Annotated in this window: 23 protein-coding genes; 16 read left to right on the top strand and 7 right to left on the bottom strand. The window is 63.7% G+C overall.

Features of this window, described 5'->3' with window-relative positions; all coding sequences use genetic code 11:
• Window positions 1–4 precede the first annotated feature (4 nt).
• The 11 genes from argS (at window position 5) to ACODS4_RS22745 (ending at window position 10,972) form a co-directional block, all read left to right on the top strand.
• Window positions 5–1,765 carry an arginine--tRNA ligase gene (gene argS / locus ACODS4_RS22795; RefSeq protein WP_488867867.1) on the top strand — a complete coding sequence of 587 codons (1,761 nt, stop codon included), beginning with the start codon at window positions 5–7 and terminating at the stop codon, window positions 1,763–1,765.
• Window positions 1,762–2,844: an SPOR domain-containing protein gene (locus ACODS4_RS22790; protein WP_488867865.1), complete on the top strand. Its 1,083-nt coding sequence runs from the start codon at window positions 1,762–1,764 to the stop codon at window positions 2,842–2,844. Before argS ends, ACODS4_RS22790 begins: the two co-directional genes overlap by 4 nt.
• Window positions 2,816–3,898: a beta-N-acetylhexosaminidase gene (nagZ, locus tag ACODS4_RS22785; RefSeq protein WP_488867863.1), complete on the top strand. Its 1,083-nt coding sequence runs from the start codon at window positions 2,816–2,818 to the stop codon at window positions 3,896–3,898. The genes ACODS4_RS22790 and nagZ overlap by 29 nt, the downstream gene beginning before the upstream one ends.
• A 57-nt stretch (window positions 3,899–3,955) precedes the next feature.
• Window positions 3,956–4,633, top strand: a complete 678-nt coding sequence (locus ACODS4_RS22780) for a site-2 protease family protein (RefSeq protein ID WP_488867861.1) — start codon at window positions 3,956–3,958, stop codon at window positions 4,631–4,633.
• A 9-nt stretch (window positions 4,634–4,642) separates the two neighbouring features.
• Entirely contained in the window at window positions 4,643–5,425 is a 783-nt protein-coding gene (locus ACODS4_RS22775) for a segregation and condensation protein A (protein ID WP_488867859.1), read from the top strand.
• A 15-nt stretch (window positions 5,426–5,440) separates the two neighbouring features.
• Window positions 5,441–6,058: an SMC-Scp complex subunit ScpB gene (gene scpB / locus ACODS4_RS22770; protein WP_488867857.1), complete on the top strand. Its 618-nt coding sequence runs from the start codon at window positions 5,441–5,443 to the stop codon at window positions 6,056–6,058.
• 130 nt (window positions 6,059–6,188) lie between these two features.
• A complete protein-coding gene (locus ACODS4_RS22765; protein ID WP_119829480.1) occupies window positions 6,189–6,425 on the top strand; it encodes a twin-arginine translocase TatA/TatE family subunit in 237 nt (78 codons plus the stop codon).
• 54 nt (window positions 6,426–6,479) lie between these two features.
• The gene (gene tatB / locus ACODS4_RS22760) at window positions 6,480–6,932 is read left to right on the top strand and encodes a Sec-independent protein translocase protein TatB (RefSeq protein ID WP_488867855.1); all 453 of its coding nucleotides are present in this window, start codon (window positions 6,480–6,482) and stop codon (window positions 6,930–6,932) included.
• Window positions 6,933–6,939: 7 nt separating this feature from the next.
• Complete coding sequence (tatC, locus tag ACODS4_RS22755) at window positions 6,940–7,728, top strand: twin-arginine translocase subunit TatC (RefSeq protein WP_488867853.1); 789 nt, start codon at window positions 6,940–6,942, stop codon at window positions 7,726–7,728.
• Window positions 7,729–7,876: 148 nt separating this feature from the next.
• Complete coding sequence (gene alaS, locus ACODS4_RS22750) at window positions 7,877–10,558, top strand: alanine--tRNA ligase (RefSeq protein ID WP_488867851.1); 2,682 nt, start codon at window positions 7,877–7,879, stop codon at window positions 10,556–10,558.
• An 81-nt stretch (window positions 10,559–10,639) separates the two neighbouring features.
• Window positions 10,640–10,972, top strand: coding sequence for a DHCW motif cupin fold protein (locus tag ACODS4_RS22745; protein ID WP_488867849.1), 333 nt, complete (start codon window positions 10,640–10,642; stop codon window positions 10,970–10,972).
• A gap of 200 nt (window positions 10,973–11,172) precedes the next feature.
• Here the strand turns inward: ACODS4_RS22745 and ACODS4_RS22740 are convergent, their stop codons facing one another.
• The 5 genes from ACODS4_RS22740 to ACODS4_RS22720 form a co-directional block, all read right to left on the bottom strand.
• Window positions 11,173–12,036: a helix-turn-helix transcriptional regulator gene (locus ACODS4_RS22740; RefSeq protein ID WP_488867847.1), complete on the bottom strand. Its 864-nt coding sequence runs from the start codon at window positions 12,034–12,036 to the stop codon at window positions 11,173–11,175.
• A gap of 18 nt (window positions 12,037–12,054) precedes the next feature.
• A complete protein-coding gene (locus ACODS4_RS22735) occupies window positions 12,055–12,606 on the bottom strand; it encodes a YbhB/YbcL family Raf kinase inhibitor-like protein (RefSeq protein WP_488867845.1) in 552 nt (183 codons plus the stop codon).
• Window positions 12,607–12,699: 93 nt separating this feature from the next.
• Complete coding sequence (hemB, locus tag ACODS4_RS22730) at window positions 12,700–13,704, bottom strand: porphobilinogen synthase (RefSeq protein ID WP_488867843.1); 1,005 nt, start codon at window positions 13,702–13,704, stop codon at window positions 12,700–12,702.
• 73 nt (window positions 13,705–13,777) lie between these two features.
• On the bottom strand, window positions 13,778–14,614 hold the full coding sequence (locus ACODS4_RS22725; RefSeq protein ID WP_488867841.1) for a metallophosphoesterase family protein: 837 nt from the start codon (window positions 14,612–14,614) through the stop codon (window positions 13,778–13,780).
• 19 nt (window positions 14,615–14,633) lie between these two features.
• Window positions 14,634–15,527, bottom strand: a complete 894-nt coding sequence (locus ACODS4_RS22720) for a diacylglycerol kinase family protein (RefSeq protein WP_488867839.1) — start codon at window positions 15,525–15,527, stop codon at window positions 14,634–14,636.
• A 251-nt stretch (window positions 15,528–15,778) separates the two neighbouring features.
• On the opposite strand from ACODS4_RS22720, the gene ACODS4_RS22715 reads away from it, so the two are divergent.
• The 5 genes from ACODS4_RS22715 to ACODS4_RS22695 all read left to right on the top strand — a co-directional run bounded on the left by ACODS4_RS22715 (window position 15,779) and on the right by ACODS4_RS22695 (window position 21,127).
• Window positions 15,779–16,840, top strand: coding sequence for an enoyl-CoA hydratase/isomerase family protein (locus ACODS4_RS22715; protein ID WP_488867837.1), 1,062 nt, complete (start codon window positions 15,779–15,781; stop codon window positions 16,838–16,840).
• 223 nt (window positions 16,841–17,063) lie between these two features.
• Window positions 17,064–17,537 carry a MarR family winged helix-turn-helix transcriptional regulator gene (locus tag ACODS4_RS22710; RefSeq protein ID WP_298370974.1) on the top strand — a complete coding sequence of 158 codons (474 nt, stop codon included), beginning with the start codon at window positions 17,064–17,066 and terminating at the stop codon, window positions 17,535–17,537.
• A 390-nt stretch (window positions 17,538–17,927) separates the two neighbouring features.
• On the top strand, window positions 17,928–19,157 hold the full coding sequence (locus ACODS4_RS22705) for an ABC transporter substrate-binding protein (protein WP_488867835.1): 1,230 nt from the start codon (window positions 17,928–17,930) through the stop codon (window positions 19,155–19,157).
• 98 nt (window positions 19,158–19,255) lie between these two features.
• Window positions 19,256–20,143: a branched-chain amino acid ABC transporter permease gene (locus tag ACODS4_RS22700; protein ID WP_488867891.1), complete on the top strand. Its 888-nt coding sequence runs from the start codon at window positions 19,256–19,258 to the stop codon at window positions 20,141–20,143.
• Between the two features lie 60 nt (window positions 20,144–20,203).
• Entirely contained in the window at window positions 20,204–21,127 is a 924-nt protein-coding gene (locus ACODS4_RS22695; protein WP_488867889.1) for a branched-chain amino acid ABC transporter permease, read from the top strand.
• 62 nt (window positions 21,128–21,189) lie between these two features.
• Here ACODS4_RS22695 and ACODS4_RS22690 read toward each other — a convergent pair whose 3' ends face one another.
• Together ACODS4_RS22690 and ACODS4_RS22685 are read right to left on the bottom strand one after the other, a co-directional pair.
• Entirely contained in the window at window positions 21,190–22,029 is an 840-nt protein-coding gene (locus tag ACODS4_RS22690; protein ID WP_488867833.1) for a 23S rRNA (adenine(2030)-N(6))-methyltransferase RlmJ, read from the bottom strand.
• Window positions 22,030–22,124: 95 nt separating this feature from the next.
• Window positions 22,125–22,715, bottom strand: coding sequence for a transglycosylase SLT domain-containing protein (locus ACODS4_RS22685; protein WP_488867831.1), 591 nt, complete (start codon window positions 22,713–22,715; stop codon window positions 22,125–22,127).
• Between the last annotated feature and the right edge of the window lie 147 nt (window positions 22,716–22,862).

Genomic DNA, 22,862 nt, shown 5'->3' with positions numbered 1-22,862 from the left:
GACGATGAATATTTTCAAGGCTTTCGAGACCGATATTCGCAAACTGCTGGAAGAACTGGCCGCCGAGGGTTCGATCCCGGCGGGGTTGGACAGCAGCCGTCTGACGGTCGAGCCGCCGCGCGAAGCGGCCCATGGCGACCTGTCGACCAACGCGGCGATGATCCTGGCGAAGCCCGCCAAGATGGCCCCGCGCGCGCTCGCCGACTTGCTGGTGGCCAAGCTGAAGACGCGGCCCGATGTGGCCTCGGTCGAGATCGCCGGGCCGGGCTTCGTCAATCTGCGCCTGACGGCGGAGGTCTGGCGCGACCGTGTCCGCGACGTGCTGACCGCTGGCGTCGCCTATGGCGACAGCGCGATGGGCAAGGGCGCGCCGGTGAACGTCGAGTATGTCTCGGCGAACCCCACCGGCCCGTTGCACGCGGCGCATGGGCGCGGCGCGGTGTTCGGCGACGCCCTGGCGGCGTTGCTGGAAAAGGCCGGTTACGCGGTCAGCCGCGAATATTACATCAACGACGCGGGCGCCCAGGTCGATGTGCTGGGGCGCTCCACCTATCTGCGCTATTGCGAGGCGTTGGGCGACGACATTGGCGAAATCCCCGCCGGTCTTTACCCCGGCGAATATCTCAAAGAGGTGGGCGAGGCTCTGGCCAAGCGCGACGGCGCGGCCTGGAAGGGCAAGGACGAGTCGGAATGGCTGCCCGCCTGCCGCGACTTCGCCATCGCCATGATCCTGGAATGGATCAAGGAGGATCTGGGCGTCCTCGGCGTCACCATGGATGTGTACAGCAGCGAACGCGCGCTGGTGAACGCCGGAGCGGTGGACACGGCGTTGACCACGCTGGAACAGCGCGGCCTGATCTACACCGGCGTGCTGGAGCCGCCGAAGGGCAAGAAGCCCGACGATTGGGAACCGCGCCCGCAGACCCTGTTCAAGTCCACCGACTTTGGCGACGACGTGGACCGACCGCTGAAAAAGTCGGACGGCTCCTTCACCTACTTCTCGAACGACATCGCCTATCACTTTGATAAATATCGCCGAGGCTTCGCCAGCCTGATCGACGTCTGGGGCGCCGACCATGGCGGTTACGTCAAGCGCATGCAGTCGGCCACAACCGCCGTGACCGAGGGCAAGGCGTCGCTGGACGTCAAGCTGTGCCAGCTTGTCCACCTGATGCAAAACGGCCAGCCGGTCAAAATGTCCAAACGGGCGGGCACCTTCGTGACATTACGCGACGTGATCGAGCAGGTCGGCAAGGACGTCGTCCGCTTCATCATGCTGACCCGCCGCAACGACCAGACGCTGGACTTCGATTTCGCCAAGGTGACGGAGCAGTCGAAGGACAACCCGGTGTTCTACGTGCAATACGCGCACGCCCGCTGCCGCTCGGTCCTGCGCCACGCGGCGACGGCGCTGCCGCACGTCGATCAAACCCCGGCGTCGCTCGCCGCCGCCGCCAACCTCAACCGGCTCGACGCCGAGGAGGAAATGGCGCTCGCCAAGCGGATGGCGACGTGGCCGCGTCTGGTGGAATCGGCGGCGGACGCCCATGAGCCGCACCGTGTCGCCTTCTATCTTTACGATCTGGCCAGCGACTTCCACGCCCTGTGGAACCGGGGCCGCGACGACACGTCGTTGCGCTTCCTGATCGAGGGGGATGAGGAGGTGACGGTCGCCCGTCTGGCTCTCCTCTCGGCGGTCTCCACCGTGATCGCCTCGGGCCTGAAGGTGATGGGCGTGGAACCGGCGGAGGAACTGCGTTCATGAATCAGACGGGTAACGGACTGGGCGACGGATCCTACGCCGCGCCCCCTTATGGCGCGTCGCCGCCATCGCCGGGGGGTGGGTCGTTGGGTGGGTCGGGGCAGGGCAAACGCGGCCTGTTGGGGCTGGGTTTCGCCGTGGTCGGCATCGTCGCCTTCGCCGGGACCATTCTGGTCAGCTATCGCGGCGGGGACCGGATCTCGGGGGATGGTCCGCCGCTCCTGACCGCCGATCCGTCGCCTTCCAAGTCCCGGCCCGAGCAGCCGGGCGGCATGGACGTGCCGCACCAGGACAAGCTGGTCTATGAGCGGCTGCACGAGCGCGGCAACCGCCCCAACATCGAACGGTTGTTGCCCCCGCCCGAGGCGCCCTTGCCACGCCCTGTGGTGACTCCGCAAATGCCGGCGCCGCCGCCGATGCCCGCCGCGCCGGTGATCGGTCAATTGCCGCCGCCCCCGCCGGGTTCAACCGCAACCGTGCCTCGGGATTCGCTGGAGCCGACGCCCGCGCCGGTGATCGCCGCCGCTCCGTCAACGTTCACCACCACGGCGGCGACGAAGCCCAACGCCGCCGCGACGAAAACCCCGACCACGCAGACACCGGCCAAACCACAGGCGGCCGCAGCCCAGCAAACCGCAGCGCTTCCGCCGCCCGTTGCGCCAAGATCGGCGCCGACGTCATCGGTGACGGTCAAGCCCGCTCCCGCGCCGGTCGTGTCGCCACCGAGCGTCACGGCCAAACCGCTGCCCCAGACTCCCCCGCCGCAAACCGCGACCACCCCGTCAACAGCCGTCCAACCAGCCAAACCGACCTCCACCGCCATCACCGGCGGTTCGGGAAACTGGCGAATTCAACTGGCCTCCGTGCGCAGCGAGACGGAAGCGGCGGCGGAGTGGAAACGCATCGTCGGTCGTCACCCGGGTGTGTTGAGCGGCTTGTCCTTCCAGGTCGCCAAGGTTGATTTGGCGGAAAAGGGCACATTCTACCGCGTCCAAGGCAATGGCGCCGACGAGACGCGGGCCAAATCCATTTGCGCCCAGTTGCGCGCCCAAAATGTGGGGTGTGTGGTTGTCCGTCCTTAAGCCCGTCACGCCCTCGTCGGCGAAGACGTCTCCCGCCAAGACCGACCGCCCGCGCGCGGTGGTGTTCGGCTGCGCGGGTACGGTCCTTGATCCTGCCGAGGCGATTTTCTTCACCGACGCCGATCCGCTTGGCTTCATCCTGTTCCGGCGGAATTGCGACACGCCCGCGCAGGTGGCCGCATTGGTTCGTGATCTGCGCGCCAGCGTCGGACGCCCCGACGCGCCGGTCTTGATCGACCAGGAGGGCGGGCGCGTCGCGCGCATGCGCCCGCCGCACTGGCCCGCTCACCCGCCGATGGGGGTGATTGGCTCCTTGGCCCTGCGCGACCGCGCCGCCGGGCGCGAGGCGGCTTGGATCAACGGACGTCTCCTTGCCCACATGCTGACCGAGGTTGGCGTGACGGTGGATTGCGCGCCCGTGTGCGACGTGCCGGTTGATGGCGCCCACGACATCATCGGCGACCGCGCCTTTGGCCGCGATCCAGAACTGGTGGCGGATCTGGCGCGGGCGACCGCCGACGGTCTGCTGGCTGGCGGCGTTCTGCCGGTCATCAAACACATTCCCGGTCATGGCCGGGCCTTCGCCGACAGCCACGCCGAGTTGCCGGTGGTCGACGCCCCACGCGCGGCGCTGGAAGCCACCGATTTCGCGCCCTTCCGCGCCTTGGCCGATCTGCCGTTGGCGATGGTCGCCCACGTCGTGTTGAAGGCTATTGACCCGACGGCTCCGGCCAGCACCTCGGCTATTGTCATGCGCGACGTGGTGCGTGGCCCGGCCATCGGTTTTGACGGTCTCTTGTTCGCCGATGATTTGTCGATGAACGCCCTGGCGGGCGACGTCCGGACGCGGGCCAAAGCGGTGCTGGCGGCGGGCAACGACATCGTGCTTCACTGCAACGGCGTCCTGGATGAGATGCAGGCGGTGGCTGAGGTTGTTCCACCAATGAGCTACGCGGCGGCCCAACGCTGGGCGCGGGCGCAAGCGATGCGCGGCGTTCCCAAACCCGCCGACGTGGCCAAACTGACGGATCGCCTTGTTGAATTGCTTCATTGAATCAATGCGCAATAAGGCAATCCTTAGAGACAAATTTAAGAAATAGGAGAGCGGGCGATGGAGGAATGGATCTTCCGCGTGACGGCGGTGGCCCTTCCGGCCATCCTGGCGATCACGCTGCACGAAGCGGCGCACGGCTTTGTCGCCTGGCGGTTGGGAGACGACACCGCCTATCGCTTGGGCCGCGTCACGTTCAACCCGTTGCGCCACATCGACCCGTTCGGCACGGTTCTGCTGCCTGCTGTGATGTATTTCACGACCGGATTCGTCTTTGGTTGGGCCAAGCCGGTGCCGGTGAATTTCGGACGGCTCAACCATCCCCGCCGTGACATGGTGTGGGTGGCCTTGGCCGGTCCGGGGACCAACTTCGTGCTGGCGCTGTTGTCCGCCATCCTGTGGGGAATGGTCAACCCGGAGCACGGGATCATCGAGCATTGGTTGCGCGCGGCGGCGGAGGTGTCGATCCTCGTCAACGTGATCCTGATGGTCTTCAACCTTATCCCTTTGCCGCCGCTCGATGGCGGACGCGTCGCCGTCGGAATCCTGCCCGACGTTCTGGCCTTTCCGTTAGCGCGGTTGGAGCGGTTCGGCATGCCGATCCTGCTCGCCGCCTTTTTCCTTCTGCCAATGTTGGGGCGGCAAATCGGCGTCGATCTGAACGTCATGACCTGGCTGATGGGGCCGCCGGTTGACGCGGTGATTGAGTTGATTCAGATCTTGACCGGAAACGGTTAGGGCAGGGCCATGACCGAGGATTTGTTCGGAAGCCCGTCGGAGCCGGTCGCGGCGCCCGACCAATTGATGCTGGTGCTCGACGGGTTCGAGGGGCCGCTCGATCTTTTGTTGGTCCTAGGGCGCGAGCAAAAGGTCGATCTGACCCGGATCTCCATTCTGCAACTGGCCGATCAATATCTCGCCTTCGTCGCCGAGGCGCGCAAGGTTCGGTTGGAACTGGCCGCCGATTATTTGGTGATGGCGGCGTGGCTGGCCTATCTGAAATCACGCCTGTTGATCCCGGCGCAAGAGGATGACGAACCTTCCGGCGAGGAGATGGCCGCCGCGCTCGCCTTCCAGCTCCAGCGGTTGGAGGCGATGAAAAGCGTGGCTCAGGCCTTGTTCGCCCGCCCGCGTCTGGGCCAGGACGTCTTTTCCCGTGGCGCGCCGGAGGACATAGACATCCGGCGCAAGTCGGTCTACGAAGTCACGCTTTACGATTTGCTGCGCGCCTATGGCGATCACCGCAAACGCCAGGATGGCGGCGTTCTGCGCATCACGCCGGTTCGTCTTTATTCGCTGGAGGACGCCGTCCGCCGCCTGTCCGATCTGCTCGGCCACATGCCCGATTGGGCGACGTTGGCCAGCTTCCTTCCTGGCGAGGCGGGAGGAGCGTTGCTGACCCGCTCCGCGATGGCGGCGCATTTCGCGGCGACGCTGGAATTGGCGAAGGCTGGACAGCTTGAGTTGCGCCAGGACGGCGCCTTCGCCCCCCTTTACCTCCGCCGCGCCGCGCGCGATGGCGACGACTGACGACACAGGCATCGGATGATTAAGGAAGTCACCAACGCGGAAGAGGCCCGCATGGGCAAGCTGCGGCTGCTCGAAGCGCTGCTGTTCGCCTCCGCCGATCCGCTGGACGAAGAGACGTTGGCGACGCGGATCGGCCCGGAGGTTGGCGCGCTGCTGGATTCTTTGCGCGCGCATTACGCGCCGCGCGGAATCAATTTGGTGCGCACCGGAGCCGGTTGGGCCTTTCGCACCGCCGCCGATCTGGCCCCGATCCTGCGGCAGGAGGAGGAGGTTTCCAAAAAACTCTCCCGCGCCGCCATCGAAACGCTGGCGATCATCGCCTATCACCAGCCGGTGACGCGCGCCGAGATCGAGGCGATCCGGGGCGTGGTCACGAGCAAGGGGACGCTGGACATCCTGATGGAGCATGGCTGGATCCGTCCGGGCCGTCGCCGGGAAACGCCGGGCCGCCCGTTGACCTGGATCACCACCGACCATTTCCTCGATCACTTCGGGCTGGAAAGCCTGCGCGATTTGCCAAGCGTCGAGGATCTGCGCGCCGCTGGTCTGCTGGATTCCCGCCCAGTGTTGTTGGGCTTGGGCGGAGCGGGCGAAGATGCCCTGGTTTCCCCGGCGGATTCGGACGAGGATTGAGCGTGCTTGGCGGCTTGATGAACGCTTTGTGAACAAAGGTTAAGCCGGGCGGGGCGGGCGTTGCGACCCCACCCCCTTTCTGCCATAGTGCCGTCCCGTCTCAGGGGCTTTCATTTGGGATGCACGAGTCATGGGTTTTTCCAGCATCTGGCATTGGGTCATCGTTCTTCTCATCGTGCTGCTGCTGTTCGGCGCCGGGAAGCTGCCCAAGGTGATGGGCGATCTGGCCAAGGGCGTGAAGTCCTTCAAGGCCGGTCTGAAGGACGAGGATGAGGCCGATCCTGCGGCGACCGCCAAGGTCATCCCGAACCAGTCGGCCAACAGCGCCGATCTCGCGGCCAAAAAGGACGAAGCGGCGCGCGGTTAAGGGCGGCGCCCTCGGCGTCTCCCGACCCTTCCGTTTCGCAATTGCCGGAATGCCATGTTTGATATTGCCTGGTCGGAACTGATGCTGATCGCGGTCGTGGCCCTGGTGGTCATCGGCCCGAAGGATCTGCCAAAGGCGATTTACGCCCTTGGAAAATGGGTGCGGAAGGCGCGCGTCGTGGCGCGCGAGTTCCAGACCCACATCGACGACATGATGCGCGAGACCGAGTTGGACGAGCTTCGCAAGGAAGCCCTGAAAACCCGCGACATGAACATCAAGAAGATGATGGAAGACACCATCGACCCGCAGGGCGAGGTTTCCAAGGCGTTCGACGTCGGCCTGACCGGACATGCGGGCAGCCCGGCGGAGAGCGAACCGGAACCGGCGGTCGCCGCCCCGTTGGCTGTGGCGACCGCGCCGACGACGGACGAGCAACCGCAACCGGCCCCGGTCGTCGCCCCAACGACCGCGCCAGTCATCCCCCACCCGACGGACAAGCAGGCGTGACACGGCCATGAGCGGCGACACCCAGGACGAGATTGAAGAAAGCAAGATGCCGCTGATCGATCATTTGATCGAGCTGCGCAACCGGCTGATGTACGCGATTGCCGCGATCTTGATCGCGTTTTTGCTGTGCTACGCGGTGTCGGACAAAATTTACAATTTCCTGGTTCAACCCTTGGCCGACATTCTAGCCGGGCAGGGGCGACGGATGATCTACACCGGCTTGACCGAGGCCTTCTTCACCTATGTGAAGGTGGCCTTCTGGGCGGGCTGCTTCATCTCCTTCCCCATCGTCGCCAGCCAGATCTGGATGTTCATCGCGCCGGGCCTTTACAAGCATGAGCGTCGGGCCTTCCTGCCCTTCCTCGCCGCCACGCCGGTTCTGTTCCTGCTGGGCGCGTCGATGGTCTATTATCTTATCTTCCCGATGGCTTGGCGCTTCTTCCTCGGGTTTGAGTTCCATCCCGGCGGAGACGCTCCGGCTCTGCCCATCGAGTTCGAGGCGCGCGTCGGCGAATATCTGCATCTGGTGATGTCGCTGATCTTCGCCTTCGGCATCGCCTTCCAATTGCCGGTCTTGCTGACGTTGCTGATCCGCGCCGGTCTGGTGACGACGGAGATGCTGGCGTCCAAGCGCCGTTACGCCATCGTTTTCGCGTTCGTCGTCGCGGCTGTGCTGACGCCGCCGGACATCATCAGCCAAGTCAGCTTGGCCATTCCCCTGCTGGCGCTCTATGAGATCTCCATTCTCATCGGACGCCAAATGGAAAAGAAGCGCGCCGCCGCAGAGGCTGAATAACAACGAGTTCCCACTTTCCGCCTTTTTTGGAAAGGGGCCGATTCTTGCGCGCCGGATGGCGTTGTGTGGACAGGTGGTCAAACTCACGCTAAAAGCAGGGTCCGGCTGAAAACTGGCCGCCTCGCCTATTCGGAGCCACGACCGTCCTATGCAGACCGCCAACGACATCCGCCGCACGTTCCTGGATTATTTCGCCAAGCAGGGCCACCAGATCGTAGACTCGTCGCCGCTTGTGCCGCGCAACGACCCGACGCTGATGTTCACCAACGCGGGCATGGTCCAGTTCAAGAACGTCTTCACTGGGGCGGAGCAGCGGTCGTACAAGCGGGCGACGACCTCGCAGAAATGCGTGCGCGCGGGCGGCAAGCACAACGACCTGGACAATGTCGGCTACACGGCGCGCCACCACACATTCTTCGAGATGTTGGGGAATTTTTCCTTCGGCGACTACTTCAAGGACGACGCCATCGCGTTTGCCTGGAATCTCGTCACCAAGGAATTTGGTCTGCCCGCCGACAAGCTGCTGGTGACGGTCCACAGCAGCGACGAGGACGCGGCGGCGATCTGGCGCAAGGTCGCCGGTCTGTCCGACGACCGCATCATCCGCATTCCGACCGATGACAATTTCTGGCGCATGGGCGACACCGGCCCCTGCGGCCCGTGTTCGGAGATCTTCTTCGATCATGGCCCGTCGGTCGCGGGTGGCCCGCCGGGCAGCCCGGAGCAGGACGGCGACCGCTTCATCGAGATCTGGAATCTCGTGTTCATGCAGTATGAACAGCTTGGTCCCGACAATCTGGTGGCGCTGCCCAAGCCGTCCATCGACACCGGCATGGGGTTGGAGCGCTTGGCCGCCGTGCTGCAAGGCCAGCACGACAATTACGACATCGATCTGATGCGGGCGCTGATCGTCGCGTCCGCCGACGCGACCAAGACCTCGCCGGACGGCGCGCACGCCGTGTCGCACCGGGTCATCGCCGACCATCTGCGCTCCTCCTCCTTCCTGATCGCCGACGGCGTGTTGCCGTCGAACGAGGGGCGGGGCTATGTGCTGCGCCGCATCATGCGCCGCGCCATGCGCCACGCCCACATGATCGGCGCGGTCGAACCGCTGATGCACCGTTTGGTTTCGGCGCTGGTTCAGCAGATGGGCGACGCCTACCCCGAATTGATCCGCGCCCGCGCGCTGATCGTCGAGACGCTGAAGCTGGAGGAAACCCGCTTCAAGCAGACCCTCGACCGTGGCCTGCGCCTGTTGGAGGACGAGGTTGGCCGTCTGGGCGAAAGCCAGCCTCTGGCGGGCGAGGTCGCCTTCAAGCTTTATGACACCTACGGCTTTCCGTTGGATCTGACGCAGGACGTTCTGCGCAGCCAAGGCCGCGCGGTGGACGAGGCCGGGTTCAAGGCGTCGATGGATGAACAGCGCCGCAAGGCGCGCGAATCCTGGGCCGGGTCGGGCGAGGTCGGCACCGAAAAGCTGTGGTACGAGGTCAAGGACGAACTCGGCGCAACGGAATTCTTCGGCTACGACACTGAAGTGGCCGAAGGCAAGGTGACGGCGCTCATCAAGGGCGACGCCCGCGTCGAGAGCGCGGCGGCGGGCGAGGAGATCCTCGTCGTCGTCAACCAGACGCCCTTCTACGGCGAATCGGGTGGTCAGGCGGGCGACACCGGCGTGATCTTCAGCGCCAACGGCGCCGAATTCACCGTGTCGGACACCCAGAAGAAGCTGGGCGCGGTATGGGCGCATGTCGGCGCCGTGACCAAGGGAAGCCTGAAGGTCGGCGACGTGGTGGAGTTGCGGGTGGACAGCGCCCGCCGGTCGGCGATCCGCGCCAACCACTCGGCCACTCATTTGCTGCACGAGGCGTTGCGCAACCGTTTGGGCGATCACGTCACGCAAAAAGGCTCGTTGGTCGCGCCGGAGCGTCTGCGCTTCGACATCAGCCAGCCGGTCAGCCTGACCGCCGAGGACATCGCGGCGGTCGAGGATGAGGTCAACCGGCGCATTCTGGGCAACAGCGACGTCATCACCCGCCTGATGTCCCCGGACGAGGCGCGGGCGGACGGCGCCATGGCGTTGTTTGGCGAGAAATACGGCGACGAGGTTCGCGTGGTGTCGATGGGCGGCGCCCATGGCTCCGCCGACCGCGCTTACTCCATCGAGCTGTGCGGCGGCACTCATGTGCGGCGCACCGGCGACATCGGCGTTTTCAAGATCGTGTCGGAAGGCGCGGTCGCCGCTGGCGTCCGCCGCATCGAGGCTCTGACCGGGGCCGGAGCCAAGGCGTGGCTGACCGAACGCGACCATTGGCTGACGGAAGCGGCCTCCACCTTGAAGGTGAAGCCCGACGAGGTTCCGGCCCGTGTCGCCGTGTTGGTCGATGAACGCCGCAAAATGGAACGTGAATTGACCGATCTGCGCCGCCAAGTCGCGCTCAGCGGCTCAGCGGGCGGCGGGGCGAAGGCCGATGGGGCTGGCGAGGCGAAGGACGTGGCGGGGGTGAAATTCGCCGCCCGCGTCCTGGATGGTCTACCCGCCAAGGATCTGAAGCCGATGGCCGACGCGCTGAAGGCGCAGATCGGTTCCGGCGTCGTCGTGCTGATCGCCGGAAACGAAGGCAAGGCCTCCATCGTCATTGGCGTCACCGACGATCTGACCACGTCGTTGAGCGCGGTCGATCTGGTCCGCGTCGCCGCTGAAGCGCTGGGCGGCAAGGGCGGCGGCGGTCGCCCGGACATGGCGCAGGCTGGCGGCCCGGACGTGGCGCTCGCTCCGGCAGCCATCGCGGCGATTGAACAGGCGATTGCGGCCAAGCGCGCGTCCTGATCCTCGCCGTGTTTTGCGAAGGCCCGCCCAACCGGCGGGCCTTTTTCTTGTCTGGCCCTCCCTCTTCAAGGACGCTGACCCATGAAGCTGCCGACTCTGCCCTTCACCGTCACCGACTGGAGCCGCGTCGCCGTCACCGAACATCCCGGCGAAACCGGCATGGCGCTGTGGCGGACCTTCAGCGCGGGCGTCCTCCGGGTGCGTCTGGTCGAATACACGCCGGGCTATCTGGCCGATCACTGGTGCGACCGGGGCCATGTGCTGTTCGTGATGAGCGGCGAGTTGGAGACGGAGTTGAAGGATGGTCGCCGCTTCACGCTGAAAGCCGGAATGAGCTATCAGGTTTCGGATTTTGGCGACGCGGCGCACCGCTCCTCCACCAAAACGGGGGCGACGCTGTTCATCGTCGATTGACGATGCACTGCGCTGATCGTCTGGTCACGCTCCGCTCGAAAGTGAAGTTGCCCAGGATGTGGCGAGCCTTTGGCTTGGGGGGCGCCGACTTTTACGGTCGAGCGCCGATGTCGCCGGACAGGACACCCGTCGATGCTGCGCCGACAGGGCGACAGAACGCCTTCAAGGGCATAGACCGTCCACGCAGACCTTCATTCTGTTCACCGGCTGCGCAACTCTGACGGGGTGCTGCCCGTCGCGTCCTTGATCTGCCGGGCAAAGTGGGAGCGGGAGGCGTAGCCGCAGGCCTCAGCCGCCTCTTGCACAGAAAGGCCTTCCACTTCCAGCAACCGCCGGGCGTGGGCAACCCGTTCTTCGGTCATGATCCGACGGACAGAGTTGTCTTCCTCGGCCAGACGGCGGCGAAGGGTGGCGCTGCTCAAGTTCAGGGCGCGGGCGACGCCGTCGGCGGTCCAGGGTTGGTTGGGTTGGACGCGGACCAACGCCCGAACCGCGTCGGCGATTCCGGTGGGGGCCACTGGACCAAGCCACCAGACGCCCGTTTCCAGCAGGGCGAGCAGAACCTCCATGCAGCGGTGCTCGACGATCTGAGAGCTAACCGGAGAGTTGCCGGACAACCCCTCCGCCGCGTGCAGAACGGCGTCGCTCAGGCTTGGGGTTAGCCTCACCCGATAGTCGCGCGCCCGTCGCCCGTCGCCAAGCGAGGCATTGGCGTGAGCGTGCAGCAGGCGACGCACCATATCGGCGGGAAACATCAGGATGAGGGAACGGTAGAGGCCGCTGAGCGGATCCGGCTCGTTCACCACCGCGCCGCGCCAGCCAGCAGGCAACAGCAGCGCGTCGCCCTTGCGATAGAAATGGCTGCCGTGAGAGTCGCTGACCTCCTTGAGACCGTCGATCAGGATGATGAGGCCGGTGGCGCCGACCTCAAGATCGGCGATTCGCTCCCGATCACGGGCGATGAAGGCGCCCAGAACCGGGGCGGTCGGCAAGCCGTTACAGCCCGCGCGGTTGTCACGGGTGGCGAAACGGGAGAGTCTGGCGATCAGAGTGTCGTCGGTCATGATCGCCAGCATAATCAATCAGCGACCGTAGCGCGCGGTCAACGTGGCCTTGCCCAGGCTGTTGGCGTTCAGAAAGAAACCGACCATGGCGCCCGAGGAGTCCGGCTGCAACGGCAATTGATCCACCTTCAAAGCATGAACGGTGACGATGTAGCGGTGGGGCTGGTCGCCAACCGGCGGGCAGGGGCCAAAATATCCGGGCGCGCCAACGTCGGTGCGGCTCTGCACCGCTCCCGCCGGAAGCTTGGCCCCAGACGCGTCCCCCGCGCCGGTCGGCAGGTTTCGCGTGTTGGCGGGCAGGTTGAAGACCAGCCAATGCCACCAACCGCTGCCGGTCGGCGCGTCGGGATCATACAAGGTGACGGCCAAACTGCGGGTTCCGGCGGGCGGATCGCTCCAGCTCAAGGCCGGAGACAGGTTGCCGCCGGAACAGCCAAAGCCATTGGCGACTTGCGGGGCGGCAATCGGCGTGTCTGTCGCCAGATCAGAGCTGCGCAACTCAAACGCGGCGGCAGGCAAGCTGGCGAGGCTCAACAGGCCGACGGTCAGCAAAGTGGGCAGGGCGCGCATCGGCGGGGTCTCCATCGTTGGGGTGTGGCTCGACGATAGAGGGCGCGCGCCAACGCTGTGGCCCTGATTTGCTCAAATGCGCGCCTGATTTGCTCAGCGTTGGCGCAACAGCTTTGCCGCGTCCACCGCGCCATAGGTCAAGATCGCGTCGCAGCCAGCGCGCTTGAAGCCGGTCAGCGTTTCGATCAGCGCCTTGTCGTAATCCAGCCAGCCGTTGATCGCGGCCGCGCGCAGCATCGCGTATTCACCCGAGACGTGATAGGCGAAGGTCGGCATGGCGAAGGCGTCCTTCACCCGGCGGATGACGTCCAGATAAGGCAGGCCAGGCTTGACCATCACCATGTCGGCGCCCTCCTGAATGTCGTGGGCGACCTCGCGCAGCGCCTCGTCGGTGTTGGCGGGGTTCATCTGATAGGTCTTCTTGTCGCCCTTCAGGAAGCCGCCGGAGTTCACCGCGTCGCGGAACGGCCCATAAAAGGCGGAGGCGTATTTCGCCGCGTAGGAGCAGACGCGCACCAACTCATGCCCGTTGGCGTCCAGCCGGTCGCGGATGGTCCCGATGCGTCCGTCCATCATGTCCGACGGCGCGACGATGTCGGCTCCAGCATCGGCCTGAGACAAGGCTTGCCGGGCCAGAATCTCGACCGTTTCGTCGTTCTGGATGTAGCCGTCGCGCAGGATGCCGTCGTGGCCGTGGCTGGTGTAGGGGTCGAGCGCCACGTCGCACAACACGCCGACGTCGGGGGCCGCCGCCTTCAGCGCGCGGATGGCGCGGTTCATCAGATTGTCGGGGCGGTAGGATTCCGCAGCGTCTTCCGATTTGACCTCCGATCCCACCACCGGGAACAGGGCGACGCAGGGAACGCCAAGCGATCCGGCTTCCACCACCGCGTCGCACAGCAGGTCGATGGTCATGCGGTCCACGCCAGGCATCGACAGGACCGGATCGCGCCGGTTCTCCCCCTCGATCACGAAAACAGGCCAGATCAGGTCATCGACCGTCAGCGTGTGTTCGGCGACCAGACGCCGGGTCCAGGCGTCGGCGCGGTTGCGCCGCAAACGGGTGCGCGGGAAGGAGGCGGGGACGGAGATCGGCATCGGAGAACCACAACGCTCTTGGAAACGGGTTTGCGATCCTACGCCCCCGCTCGTGCCGAACTCAACCACAGCGTCAGCTTGACGGGCGCGCATCGCCCGTTCCCGGCAAGATCCAGCAATCGCCGTCCTTGCGCCAATCCGACAGAGGCCCGTTGGCAAACCCCTCGCCGTCCCATGCGCGCACCTGAAAGGATGCGCGCGGCGGGGCGATGGTGATGAGGTTATAGCCGTTGGCCTCGCCGCGAAGCCGGGTCGATGTGGCGGTGGACGCCTGCGCCACCAGGATGGAGCGAGCGCTTTGCGGGTGGGGGTGGGCGATGTCGCCCGAATAGGCGAGGTGCAGATGGCCAGCCAGCAGCAAATCGACGCCGCAACGCTCCAAGGCGGGCATGGCCAGCCGACGCCGACCAACCAGACGGGTGTTGGGCGCGTTGGGCGGCGGCAGAAAGGGGTGATGGGTGAACAGCACCTTGAACAGGTGGTTGGGCAGCGGATCGAAGACGTCGCGGATGCGGGCGATCTGCGCGCGGTTCAGTCGTCCGGCGGAAAAATCCAAAATGAAGGCGCGGGCGGTGTTGAGCCCCAGAACCGCGATCTGGTCATCGACGTGAAAGGGGCTGAGATCGCTGGTGATGTAGCGGCGGTACAGCTTAAACGGATCGGTGAAGCGTTTGAGCAGATTGTACACAGGTATATCGTGATTTCCAGGCGTCACCAGATAGGGAAAGGGGAGCCTTTGCAGAAAGTCCCGCGCCGCCGCAAAATGGCTTGGTTTGGCCCGCTGCACCAGATCGCCGGAAATCACGATCAGGTCGGGGCGTTGGATGGTCAGATCGCGCAACAGCCCATCCACGACCTGCGGGTCGATTCGTCCAAAATGCAGGTCGGAGATGTGGGCCAGACGTTTCATTCCACCCTCATGCAACGAATCAACGTGGAGCCAGAACCCTCAGCGCCGATGGGCGAATCTTATAATGCAAGGGCGCGTTCAACCGTTTGACCTCGCCGTCATTGACCATGCTCAGCGCGTGGCGACGACTGGTGACGGTCAAGCGGTTGACGGCGAAGCAATCCAGCGCTTCGTCTTGCCGCCAGCGCCCGAGAACCAAGCGCCCCATCAGGCGCAGCATCGCCAATGCGTTGCGCTCGCGCGCCACATAGACGCCCAACTGGCCGCTGTCCAGAGCCGTTCGACGCAGCAACAGGCCGAAACCATCATCGTACAGATTGTTGGAGACGGCCAGCACCGGAGTCCGTACATGCCGCAAGCCTTCGCCCCAGTCGATCTGCACGTCGAGCATGGGCAGACGGTAGAGCGTCTTGGCGAGCGCCATGGCGGCTCCCGGCCATTTCAACAAACGGTGCAGGCGACGATGCCGTTCCCGCTCTCGCACCACGGCGGGATAGAAACCAAGAACCGAACTGTTGAGGTAGGGATCGCCGTTCACTTCGGCGACGTCGATGGATCGAACTTGGCCGTCCGCCAACGCCTCCACCGCCAATTCAATTTCAAGCGGCGTGTTAAGATCACGGGCCAACATGTTGAGAGTGCCCAAGGGAAGGACGCCAACAATCTTGCCGGTTGGCAAGGCCAACCGCAAGGCGGTGTGCACCGTGCCGTCGCCGCCGCCGACCACGATCATGTCGGAGTCTGACGCCAGAGCGCGGGCGATGACGGCGGCGCAATCAGCGCCGACAACCGCCTGGACGTCCACCTCCGCCCCGCGCCGCTCGAAGGCTTGGCGAATCATGACGATGACGTCGTCCACGGGTTGATCCACCAGCGATCCCGCTGATCGGTTGAGAATGACGGCAACCTTCATAGCGTGGCTTTCCTGCGCGCGCGGCCTCCCGCGCGTCACGCCACAGATGAGGACGTGGATGAAGCCTGCCAAGACCTGACCGCCAGAAAGGGAGGTTGTCGCCGAAACATCCGCATGCGTATGGTTGATTTGACAGCGGCGCGCTGTCCCGTATCATCATGCTGTTCGGTCCCCCGGAGGAAACACCGGATGCGGGTCGGCTCACCACGCCACGCCCGTTTTTCTGTCAATAACCGAGAAAAATCAAACCAATGAGCGACAACGCTGAGATCCTGTTTGAACGCCGTGGCGCCATCGCCCTGGTCACGCTCAACCGCCCGAAGGCGCTGAACGCTCTGACGCTCGGCATGATTCGGCTGTTCGACCCACAACTGCGCGCCTGGAACGCCGATCCCGAGGTGAAGGCGGTGGTCATCCAAGGCGCAGGCGAAAAGGCGTTTTGCGCCGGTGGCGACGTCGTCAGCCTTTACGAGGCGGGCAAGGCGGCGCGGACTGGAAGCGGCGATGGTTCGACCATCCGCGCTTTTTTCAGCGAAGAGTACATCCTCAATCGCCTCATCAAGCGTCTGTCGAAACCCTATGTGGCGTTGATCGACGGCATTTCGATGGGCGGCGGCGTTGGTCTGTCAGAGCATGGCACCCACCGCATTGTGACGGAGCGCACGCTGTTCGCCATGCCGGAAACCGGCATTGGCCTGTACCCGGACGTCGGCGGGACTTATTTTTTGCCGCGCCTGCCGGGTGAGACAGGAACTTGGCTGGGACTGACCGGCGACCGACTGAAGGCGGCGGACATGTTGGCGATCGGCGCAGCCGACGCCTTCGTTCCCAGCAGCAAGCTTGACGCCCTGATCGCTGATCTGGCCGCTGGGACCTCGCCGGATGACGCCATCGCCAAAGTGAAGGAATCGGCTGGCGACGCTCCCAACGCCATTCATCGCGCGACGGTGGATCGTTGCTACGCCTTCAACAGCGTTGAGGAGATCGTTCAGGCCTTGACGGCGGAAAGGAACGAGTGGGCCAACGGGCAACTGGCGACGCTCAAGCGCGTGTCGCCGACCAGCCTGAAGGTGACGCTGGAGGCCATCCGCCGAGGCGCGTCGCTCGATTTTGACGGCTGCATGGTGCAGGAACTGCGTTTGAGCATCGCCTTTCTAGGCGGCGTTGATTTTTACGAAGGCATCCGCGCCGCGCTGGTGGATAAGGATCGGAACCCGAAATGGTCGCCCGCTGATCTGGCGGAGGTCGGTCCGGCGGATGTGGCTCGCCATTTCGCCGAACCGGCAGGCGGCGATCTGGTCTTCCCCGCCTGAATCGGGTGGAGCAAAACCGGGCGTTCCGAGAGGGGAACCGCAAGGAACGTTCGGTTTTCGCGTCGCAGACACGGTGCGTTTTGCCCCACAATGCGACGGTGGAAAGGGCAATTTTTCCAGAATTATTAAGATGATTGACGACGAATGATCGGTTAATCTGGCCTTAAGGTTCCGGTAACGTCCTTGCGCGGGGATCGTCCGGTTAGAGCCAAAGGAGACCGCGGTGCGCAAACCCTATTATGAAAGCATCCTGTTGATCGAGCGGCTTCACCGCCATTTCCTCGAGGTGCTCAAGACCGAACTGGATCGGCTGGGGATCCAGGACATCAACAACGTCCAGAGCCTGATTCTCTACAACATCGGCGAAGATGAGATGACGGTCGGCGAATTGACCGCGCGCGGCTATTACCTTGGCTCCAACGTGTCCTACAACGTCAAGAAGATGGTCGAGAACGGCTATCTCGGGCAGGAGCGCTCGCCGCACGACCGTCGGTCGGTGCGTGTGCGCCTGTCGGAAAAGGGCTTGGACCTGCGTGAGAAGATCAGCCTAATGTTTGAGCGTCAGTTGACCGCGCTGGAAAAGGCTGGCTTCAGCGATGAGGAATTGAACAAGACCAACGAAACGCTGCGCAAGCTGGAGCGTTTTTGGTCGGCTTCCCTGGATTACAGCGGGTTCCCAATGACGTCCGCCGCCTGACGCGAAGTCTCAGCCGCCATCAAGGTTCGGTTGGCTCCATCCACGCCATGATGATGAACACGCCCTCGTGCCGACCGGTGCGGGGGCGTGTTCGTTTGCGCGCGTTTTGCGCTCAGGCGCGATGACGTCAGGCTCCATACACCTGCGGATGCAAAAGGCCGTTGGCGGCGCGAGACTTTATGAAATTTGTTGCTTGGGCTGAAATTCCGCTTCGCTTACAAGGTGATGCGCCTGCATAGTGGTGCGTGAAAGGGTGGCGCGACACGGCCAACCCGTTTCGTATGAAACGGATTTTCCGCGCCGGACGACCGCCCGGTGTTTTCGATGATCGTTTCCGACGATTGACCAGGAACCACACCTAAGAATCGCTGAGGGGGAGGAAACACACTCATGAACGCACGTCTTCTGGCTGGCGCCGCGCTGACCGCCTTGACCATTGGAGCCGCTGTGACCGCTGGCGCGGTGTCGGCCCAAGGGCTTTCGGGCGATATGGTTAAGATCGGCGTTCTCAACGACCGCTCTGGCCTGTACACCGATCTTGGCGGTGAAGGCTCGGCGGTCGCCGCCCGTATGGCGGCGGAGGAGTTCGGCAACAAAATCCTTGGAAAGCCGATCCAGATCATCACCGCCGATCACCAGAACAAGCCTGACATCGGTTCCAACATTGCCCGGCAATGGATCGACCAGGACGGCGTTGACGTGATCGTCGACGTTCCCAACTCCGGCGTCGCGCTGGCGGTTCAGGAAATCACCCGCGAGAAGAAAAAGATTTTTCTGATGGAAGGTCCGGCGACATCGCGCCTGTCGGGCGACGCCTGCTCGCCGACCGGCTTCCATTGGGCCTATGACACCCATGCGCTGGCCGTCGGCACCGGGCGCGCCTTGGTGCAGGAAGGCGGAAACAGTTGGTACTTCCTGACCGCTGATTACGCGTTCGGGCATCAGTTGGAGGCCGACACCGCCGCCGAGGTCAAGAAGGCGGGCGGACAGGTGCTTGGCGCGGTGCGCCATCCGCTGAACACGTCCGACTTCTCGTCCTTCTTGCTTCAGGCGCAGTCTTCGGGCGCGAAGATCGTCGCCTTGGCCAACGCTGGCGGCGACACCATCACCTCGATCAAACAGGCGTCGGAATTCGGCCTGACCCAGAGCGGCAATCAGAAATTGGCCGGGTTGCTGCTGTTCATTTCCGACGTGCACGCGCTGGGGCTTTCGGTGGCGCAGGATCTGGTGCTGACCACCGGATTCTATTGGGACATGGACGACGAGAAGCGCGCCTGGTCGAAGAAGTTTTTCGAGAAATTCGGCAAGATGCCGACCATGGTGCAGGCGGGCAGCTATTCCGCCGTTCGTCATTATCTGAAGGCCATTGAAGCGGCGGGCGCCGATGATGGCCCGACGGTCGCCGCGAAGATGAAAGAGATGCCGGTCAACGACATGTTCGCCAAGAACGGCAAAATCCTGCCCAACGGTCGCATGGTCCACGACATGTATCTGGCGCGTGTGAAGAAGCCGTCCGAATCGAAAGGACCGTGGGATTATTACCAGATTCTGCGCACCATTCCCGGTTCGGAAGCCTTCGCGACCGTTGAGGAAAGCGGTTGCAAACTCGCCGCGAAGTAAGCGAACCGCCGGTCATGAAGGTGTGATGTGACGCGCCCCGCCCGTTGATCCGCGACTGCGGCGATGGGCGGGACACGCGGGGGAGATCGACGGTTATGATGGGAAGCATCTTCGGCATTCCGCCACAGGCGCTGTTCGGGCAGTTGCTGCTTGGGTTGATTAACGGATCCTTTTACGCGCTGCTCAGCCTGGGGCTGGCGGTGATTTTCGGCATGTTGAACGTCATCAACTTCGCCCATGGCGCCTTTTACATGATGGGCGCCTTCGTGTGTTGGCTGTTGATGACTCAATTGGGGATTGGCTATTGGTGGGCACTGCTGCTGGCTCCGATCATTGTCGGGCTGTTCGGCGTGGCTCTTGAGAAAACCTTGCTGGCGCGCCTCTACAAGCTGGACCATTTGTACGGGCTGCTGCTGACCTTCGGCTGCGCCCTGATGATTGAGGGAGCTTTCCGTCATCTGTATGGCGTGTCGGGACAGCCCTATCCGATTCCGGACGCGCTGCGCGGCGGGCAAAATCTCGGCTTCATGTTTCTGCCGAATTATCGCGCCTGGGTGGTGGTGGCCTCTCTGATCGTCTGCGTCAGCACCTGGGTCGCCATCGAAAAGACCAAGCTGGGAGCCTATTTGCGGGCGGCAACGGAAAATCCGGTGCTGGTTCAGGCTTTCGGCATCAATGTGCCGCGCATGGTCACGCTGACCTACGCCTTTGGCGTCGCGCTGGCTGGTCTGGCGGGCGTTCTGGCGGCGCCCATCTATCAGGTCAGCCCGCTGATGGGATCGAACCTCATCATCGTGGTGTTCGCCGTGGTCGTCATCGGCGGCATGGGATCAATTCTGGGCGCGGTTCTGACCGGCTATGGCTTGGGGCTGCTGGAGGGGTTGACCAAGGTCTTTTACCCCGAAGCGTCCAACATCGTGGTGTTTGTGATTATGGCCGTGGTGCTGATGATTAAGCCCGCTGGTCTGTTCGGACGAGAGAGGTAAGCCATGAGCCTTCCTTCGCACGGAGCCGCAACCGTCGCCGTCAGCGGCGGCGGCGTGCCGATGGGCCGGTTGATTGGGCTGGCCGCTTTGGCGCTTCTGCTTGTGGCGCCCTTCGCGTTCTACCCGGTTTTTCTGATGAAGGTGCTGTGCTTTGCGCTGTTCGCCTGCGCCTTCAATCTGCTGATCGGTTTCAGCGGCCTGCTCAGCTTTGGTCATGCCGCCTTCTTTGGCGGCGCGGCATACATAACCGCTCACACGGTGAAGGTTTGGGGGCTGTCCCCGGAGCTTGGAATCTTGCTGGGAACGGTGACGGCGGCGGGCATGGGTCTGGTGTTTGGCGGCATCGCCATTCGTCGCCAAGGCATCTATTTCGCCATGACCACGCTGGCTCTGTCGCAGATGGTGTTCTTTCTGGCGCTGCAACTGCCCTTCACCCACGGCGAGGATGGCATCCAGGCGGTGCCGCGCGGCACGCTGTTCGGTCTGTTCGACCTGAACCATCCCTTCACCATGTATTATTTCGTGCTGGGCGTGTTCCTGTTTGGCTTCGCGGTGATTTGGCGGACGGTTCATTCCCCCTTTGGGCAAGTCTTGAAGGCGATTCGTGAGAATGAGCCGCGCGCCGTTTCGTTGGGTTATCGCACCGATCGTTACAAGCTGCTGGCCTTTGTTCTGTCGGCGGCCCTGGCGGGCATGGCGGGTGGAACCAAGGCGATTGTCTTCCAGCTTGCGACTCTGACCGATGTGCAGTGGCAAATGTCGGGCGAGGTGGTGTTGATGACTCTGCTGGGCGGCATGGGCACCCTGACCGGTCCGGTTGTCGGCGCGGCGCTGGTGGTGGCCCTGGAAAATTATCTGGCGGCGACCAACCTGCCGGTTCCCGTGGTCATCGGCGCGATCTTTGTCACCTGCGTGCTGCTGTTCCGGCGCGGCATAGCTGGGGAAATTTTGGCTCGTTTCGGCAACGGTCGGCCCAACGGTTGACGGGTTGATGAACACGAAACAGGGCGACGTCGCGGCGATCCACGACGTCGCCCTGTTTGTTTTCAGGCTTCCGGCGCCAGCCAACTGACCGATACGCCCCCGCCAGTGGTTGGCAGGACGGCGTGCAGGGCGTTCAGCGTCTCCTTCAACGTCTCATCCAACCGCCAGGGCGGATTGACGATCAACAGGCCGGAGCCGTTCAGGCGCAGGTGGGTGTCTTCAGGACGCCAGGTCAGTTCGACCAACAGGATCTTGCCAATGCCCGTCTTTTCCACCGCCTCTTGAAAGCGCCAGACCGCCGCTCGCTCCTTGATCGGGTACCACAAGGCGTAGATTCCGGTCGGCCAGCGACGATGCGCGGCGGCCAAGCCCTCGGCCATGCGGGCGAATTCATCCGGCTGCTCGAACGGCGGATCGATCAGGACAAGGCCACGCTTTTCCTTGGGCGGCAAATGGGCTTTCAGCGCGACGTAGGCGTCAATCTCGTGGACGGCGACCTGGGGGTCGTCGCGGAACTCGCGGCGCAACGCGCGGGCGTCGTCTGGGTGCAACTCGCTCAGCACAAGACGGTCTTGCGGGCGCAGCGATGCGCGGGCGATGCGGGGTGATCCCGGATAGGCGCGCAGCACGCCATCAGGGTTGATCGCCGCCACCGCGTCGAGATAGGGCGTGAGAGTTGGATGAGGGGAGGGAGCGCCAAACAGGCGACCAATGCCGTCCTCATACTCAAGAGTTTTTTGGGCGGCTTCGGAGGTCAGGTCATAGCGACCAATCCCGGCATGAGTGTCGAGCACGCAAAAGGGGGCGGGCTTGACGCGCAAATGCTCAAGGATCAACGCCATGACGGCGTGCTTCATAACGTCGGCCGGGTTGCCCGCGTGGAAGATGTGGCGATAGTTCATGAAGTGGGATTTACCCGATCACGCCGAACCATGCCAGATATGTCTTTAAAAACTCAACCGACGACCTTGGCCAAGCCAGAGATCGGTCAGCAGCGTCAATCGATTGCGGCAACCTGCTGCGCGTTCTGGAAGCTGCGGCGTGTTTTGGGGGCGACGCTGACAGGATCGCTGTCTTCACAACGAGACGAGGCGAGAAGTTTCGCGCTTTGCGGATCAAGATCGCTCAGATGCTGCCAGATTTTGCAGACATAGGCTTGGGAACTGTGGGTGGAGCCGCCGTTGTAGCGGATCAGAGCGGTTTTCCAGTTGCCCTCTTCCCCATGGAGGCGGACCAGAAGTTTGCCCGCGTAAAACACGTTGTCACGGGGTTCGACGATGCGTTCGAGAGGCTGAAACTGGCCGCGATGCGACGCCAGCGACAACTGCATGCAACCAACATACACGTTGGAACGGATTTTGCCTTTGCGGTCACGGAGCTGCTTAACGGCGTCATTGACGTTGCGGGCGAAATAAGCGCGGCCTTGCAGACTCATCGCGAAGGGGTGAGGGGCGCCGTCAATGCCGCTTTCGACCAGAGAAATCGCCACGAGCAATCCAGAGGGAATGTTCAGTTGCTGCTCGGCTTCGACCGCGTGGGTCACGCAGCTTTCTTGCGCCTGGGCTGACGTGATCGTCAGCGGAGCCATCAAGAGTCCGGCAGCCAGAGCGACTCCACCACCCAATGTGGCGCGTGCGCGCTGTTTTCGTCCTCGCATCCCCGACCTCCTCAGTCTGGCGCCCCGTGTCAAACGGTGGCTGTTGACCCCCTGCTCGGGGTCTTTGTTCCGGTCGCC

It is taken from the genome of Azospirillum sp. FG154 (assembly GCF_057809575.1).
Note: the sequence above shows the minus strand (reverse complement) of the source record. Positions and strands in the feature narration are given on the sequence as shown.

Coding starts and splice junctions, on each gene's coding strand:
- argS (WP_488867867.1), top strand. CDS start 5: ATGAATATTTTCAAGGCTTTCGAGACCGATATTCGCAAACTGCTGGAA.
- ACODS4_RS22790 (WP_488867865.1), top strand. CDS start 1,762: ATGAATCAGACGGGTAACGGACTGGGCGACGGATCCTACGCCGCGCCC.
- nagZ (WP_488867863.1), top strand. CDS start 2,816: ATGTGGGGTGTGTGGTTGTCCGTCCTTAAGCCCGTCACGCCCTCGTCG.
- ACODS4_RS22780 (WP_488867861.1), top strand. CDS start 3,956: ATGGAGGAATGGATCTTCCGCGTGACGGCGGTGGCCCTTCCGGCCATC.
- ACODS4_RS22775 (WP_488867859.1), top strand. CDS start 4,643: ATGACCGAGGATTTGTTCGGAAGCCCGTCGGAGCCGGTCGCGGCGCCC.
- scpB (WP_488867857.1), top strand. CDS start 5,441: ATGATTAAGGAAGTCACCAACGCGGAAGAGGCCCGCATGGGCAAGCTG.
- ACODS4_RS22765 (WP_119829480.1), top strand. CDS start 6,189: ATGGGTTTTTCCAGCATCTGGCATTGGGTCATCGTTCTTCTCATCGTG.
- tatB (WP_488867855.1), top strand. CDS start 6,480: ATGTTTGATATTGCCTGGTCGGAACTGATGCTGATCGCGGTCGTGGCC.
- tatC (WP_488867853.1), top strand. CDS start 6,940: ATGAGCGGCGACACCCAGGACGAGATTGAAGAAAGCAAGATGCCGCTG.
- alaS (WP_488867851.1), top strand. CDS start 7,877: ATGCAGACCGCCAACGACATCCGCCGCACGTTCCTGGATTATTTCGCC.
- ACODS4_RS22745 (WP_488867849.1), top strand. CDS start 10,640: ATGAAGCTGCCGACTCTGCCCTTCACCGTCACCGACTGGAGCCGCGTC.
- ACODS4_RS22740 (WP_488867847.1), bottom strand. CDS start 12,036: ATGACCGACGACACTCTGATCGCCAGACTCTCCCGTTTCGCCACCCGT.
- ACODS4_RS22735 (WP_488867845.1), bottom strand. CDS start 12,606: ATGCGCGCCCTGCCCACTTTGCTGACCGTCGGCCTGTTGAGCCTCGCC.
- hemB (WP_488867843.1), bottom strand. CDS start 13,704: ATGCCGATCTCCGTCCCCGCCTCCTTCCCGCGCACCCGTTTGCGGCGC.
- ACODS4_RS22725 (WP_488867841.1), bottom strand. CDS start 14,614: ATGAAACGTCTGGCCCACATCTCCGACCTGCATTTTGGACGAATCGAC.
- ACODS4_RS22720 (WP_488867839.1), bottom strand. CDS start 15,527: ATGAAGGTTGCCGTCATTCTCAACCGATCAGCGGGATCGCTGGTGGAT.
- ACODS4_RS22715 (WP_488867837.1), top strand. CDS start 15,779: ATGAGCGACAACGCTGAGATCCTGTTTGAACGCCGTGGCGCCATCGCC.
- ACODS4_RS22705 (WP_488867835.1), top strand. CDS start 17,928: ATGAACGCACGTCTTCTGGCTGGCGCCGCGCTGACCGCCTTGACCATT.
- ACODS4_RS22700 (WP_488867891.1), top strand. CDS start 19,256: ATGGGAAGCATCTTCGGCATTCCGCCACAGGCGCTGTTCGGGCAGTTG.
- ACODS4_RS22695 (WP_488867889.1), top strand. CDS start 20,204: ATGGGCCGGTTGATTGGGCTGGCCGCTTTGGCGCTTCTGCTTGTGGCG.
- ACODS4_RS22690 (WP_488867833.1), bottom strand. CDS start 22,029: ATGAACTATCGCCACATCTTCCACGCGGGCAACCCGGCCGACGTTATG.
- ACODS4_RS22685 (WP_488867831.1), bottom strand. CDS start 22,715: ATGGCTCCGCTGACGATCACGTCAGCCCAGGCGCAAGAAAGCTGCGTG.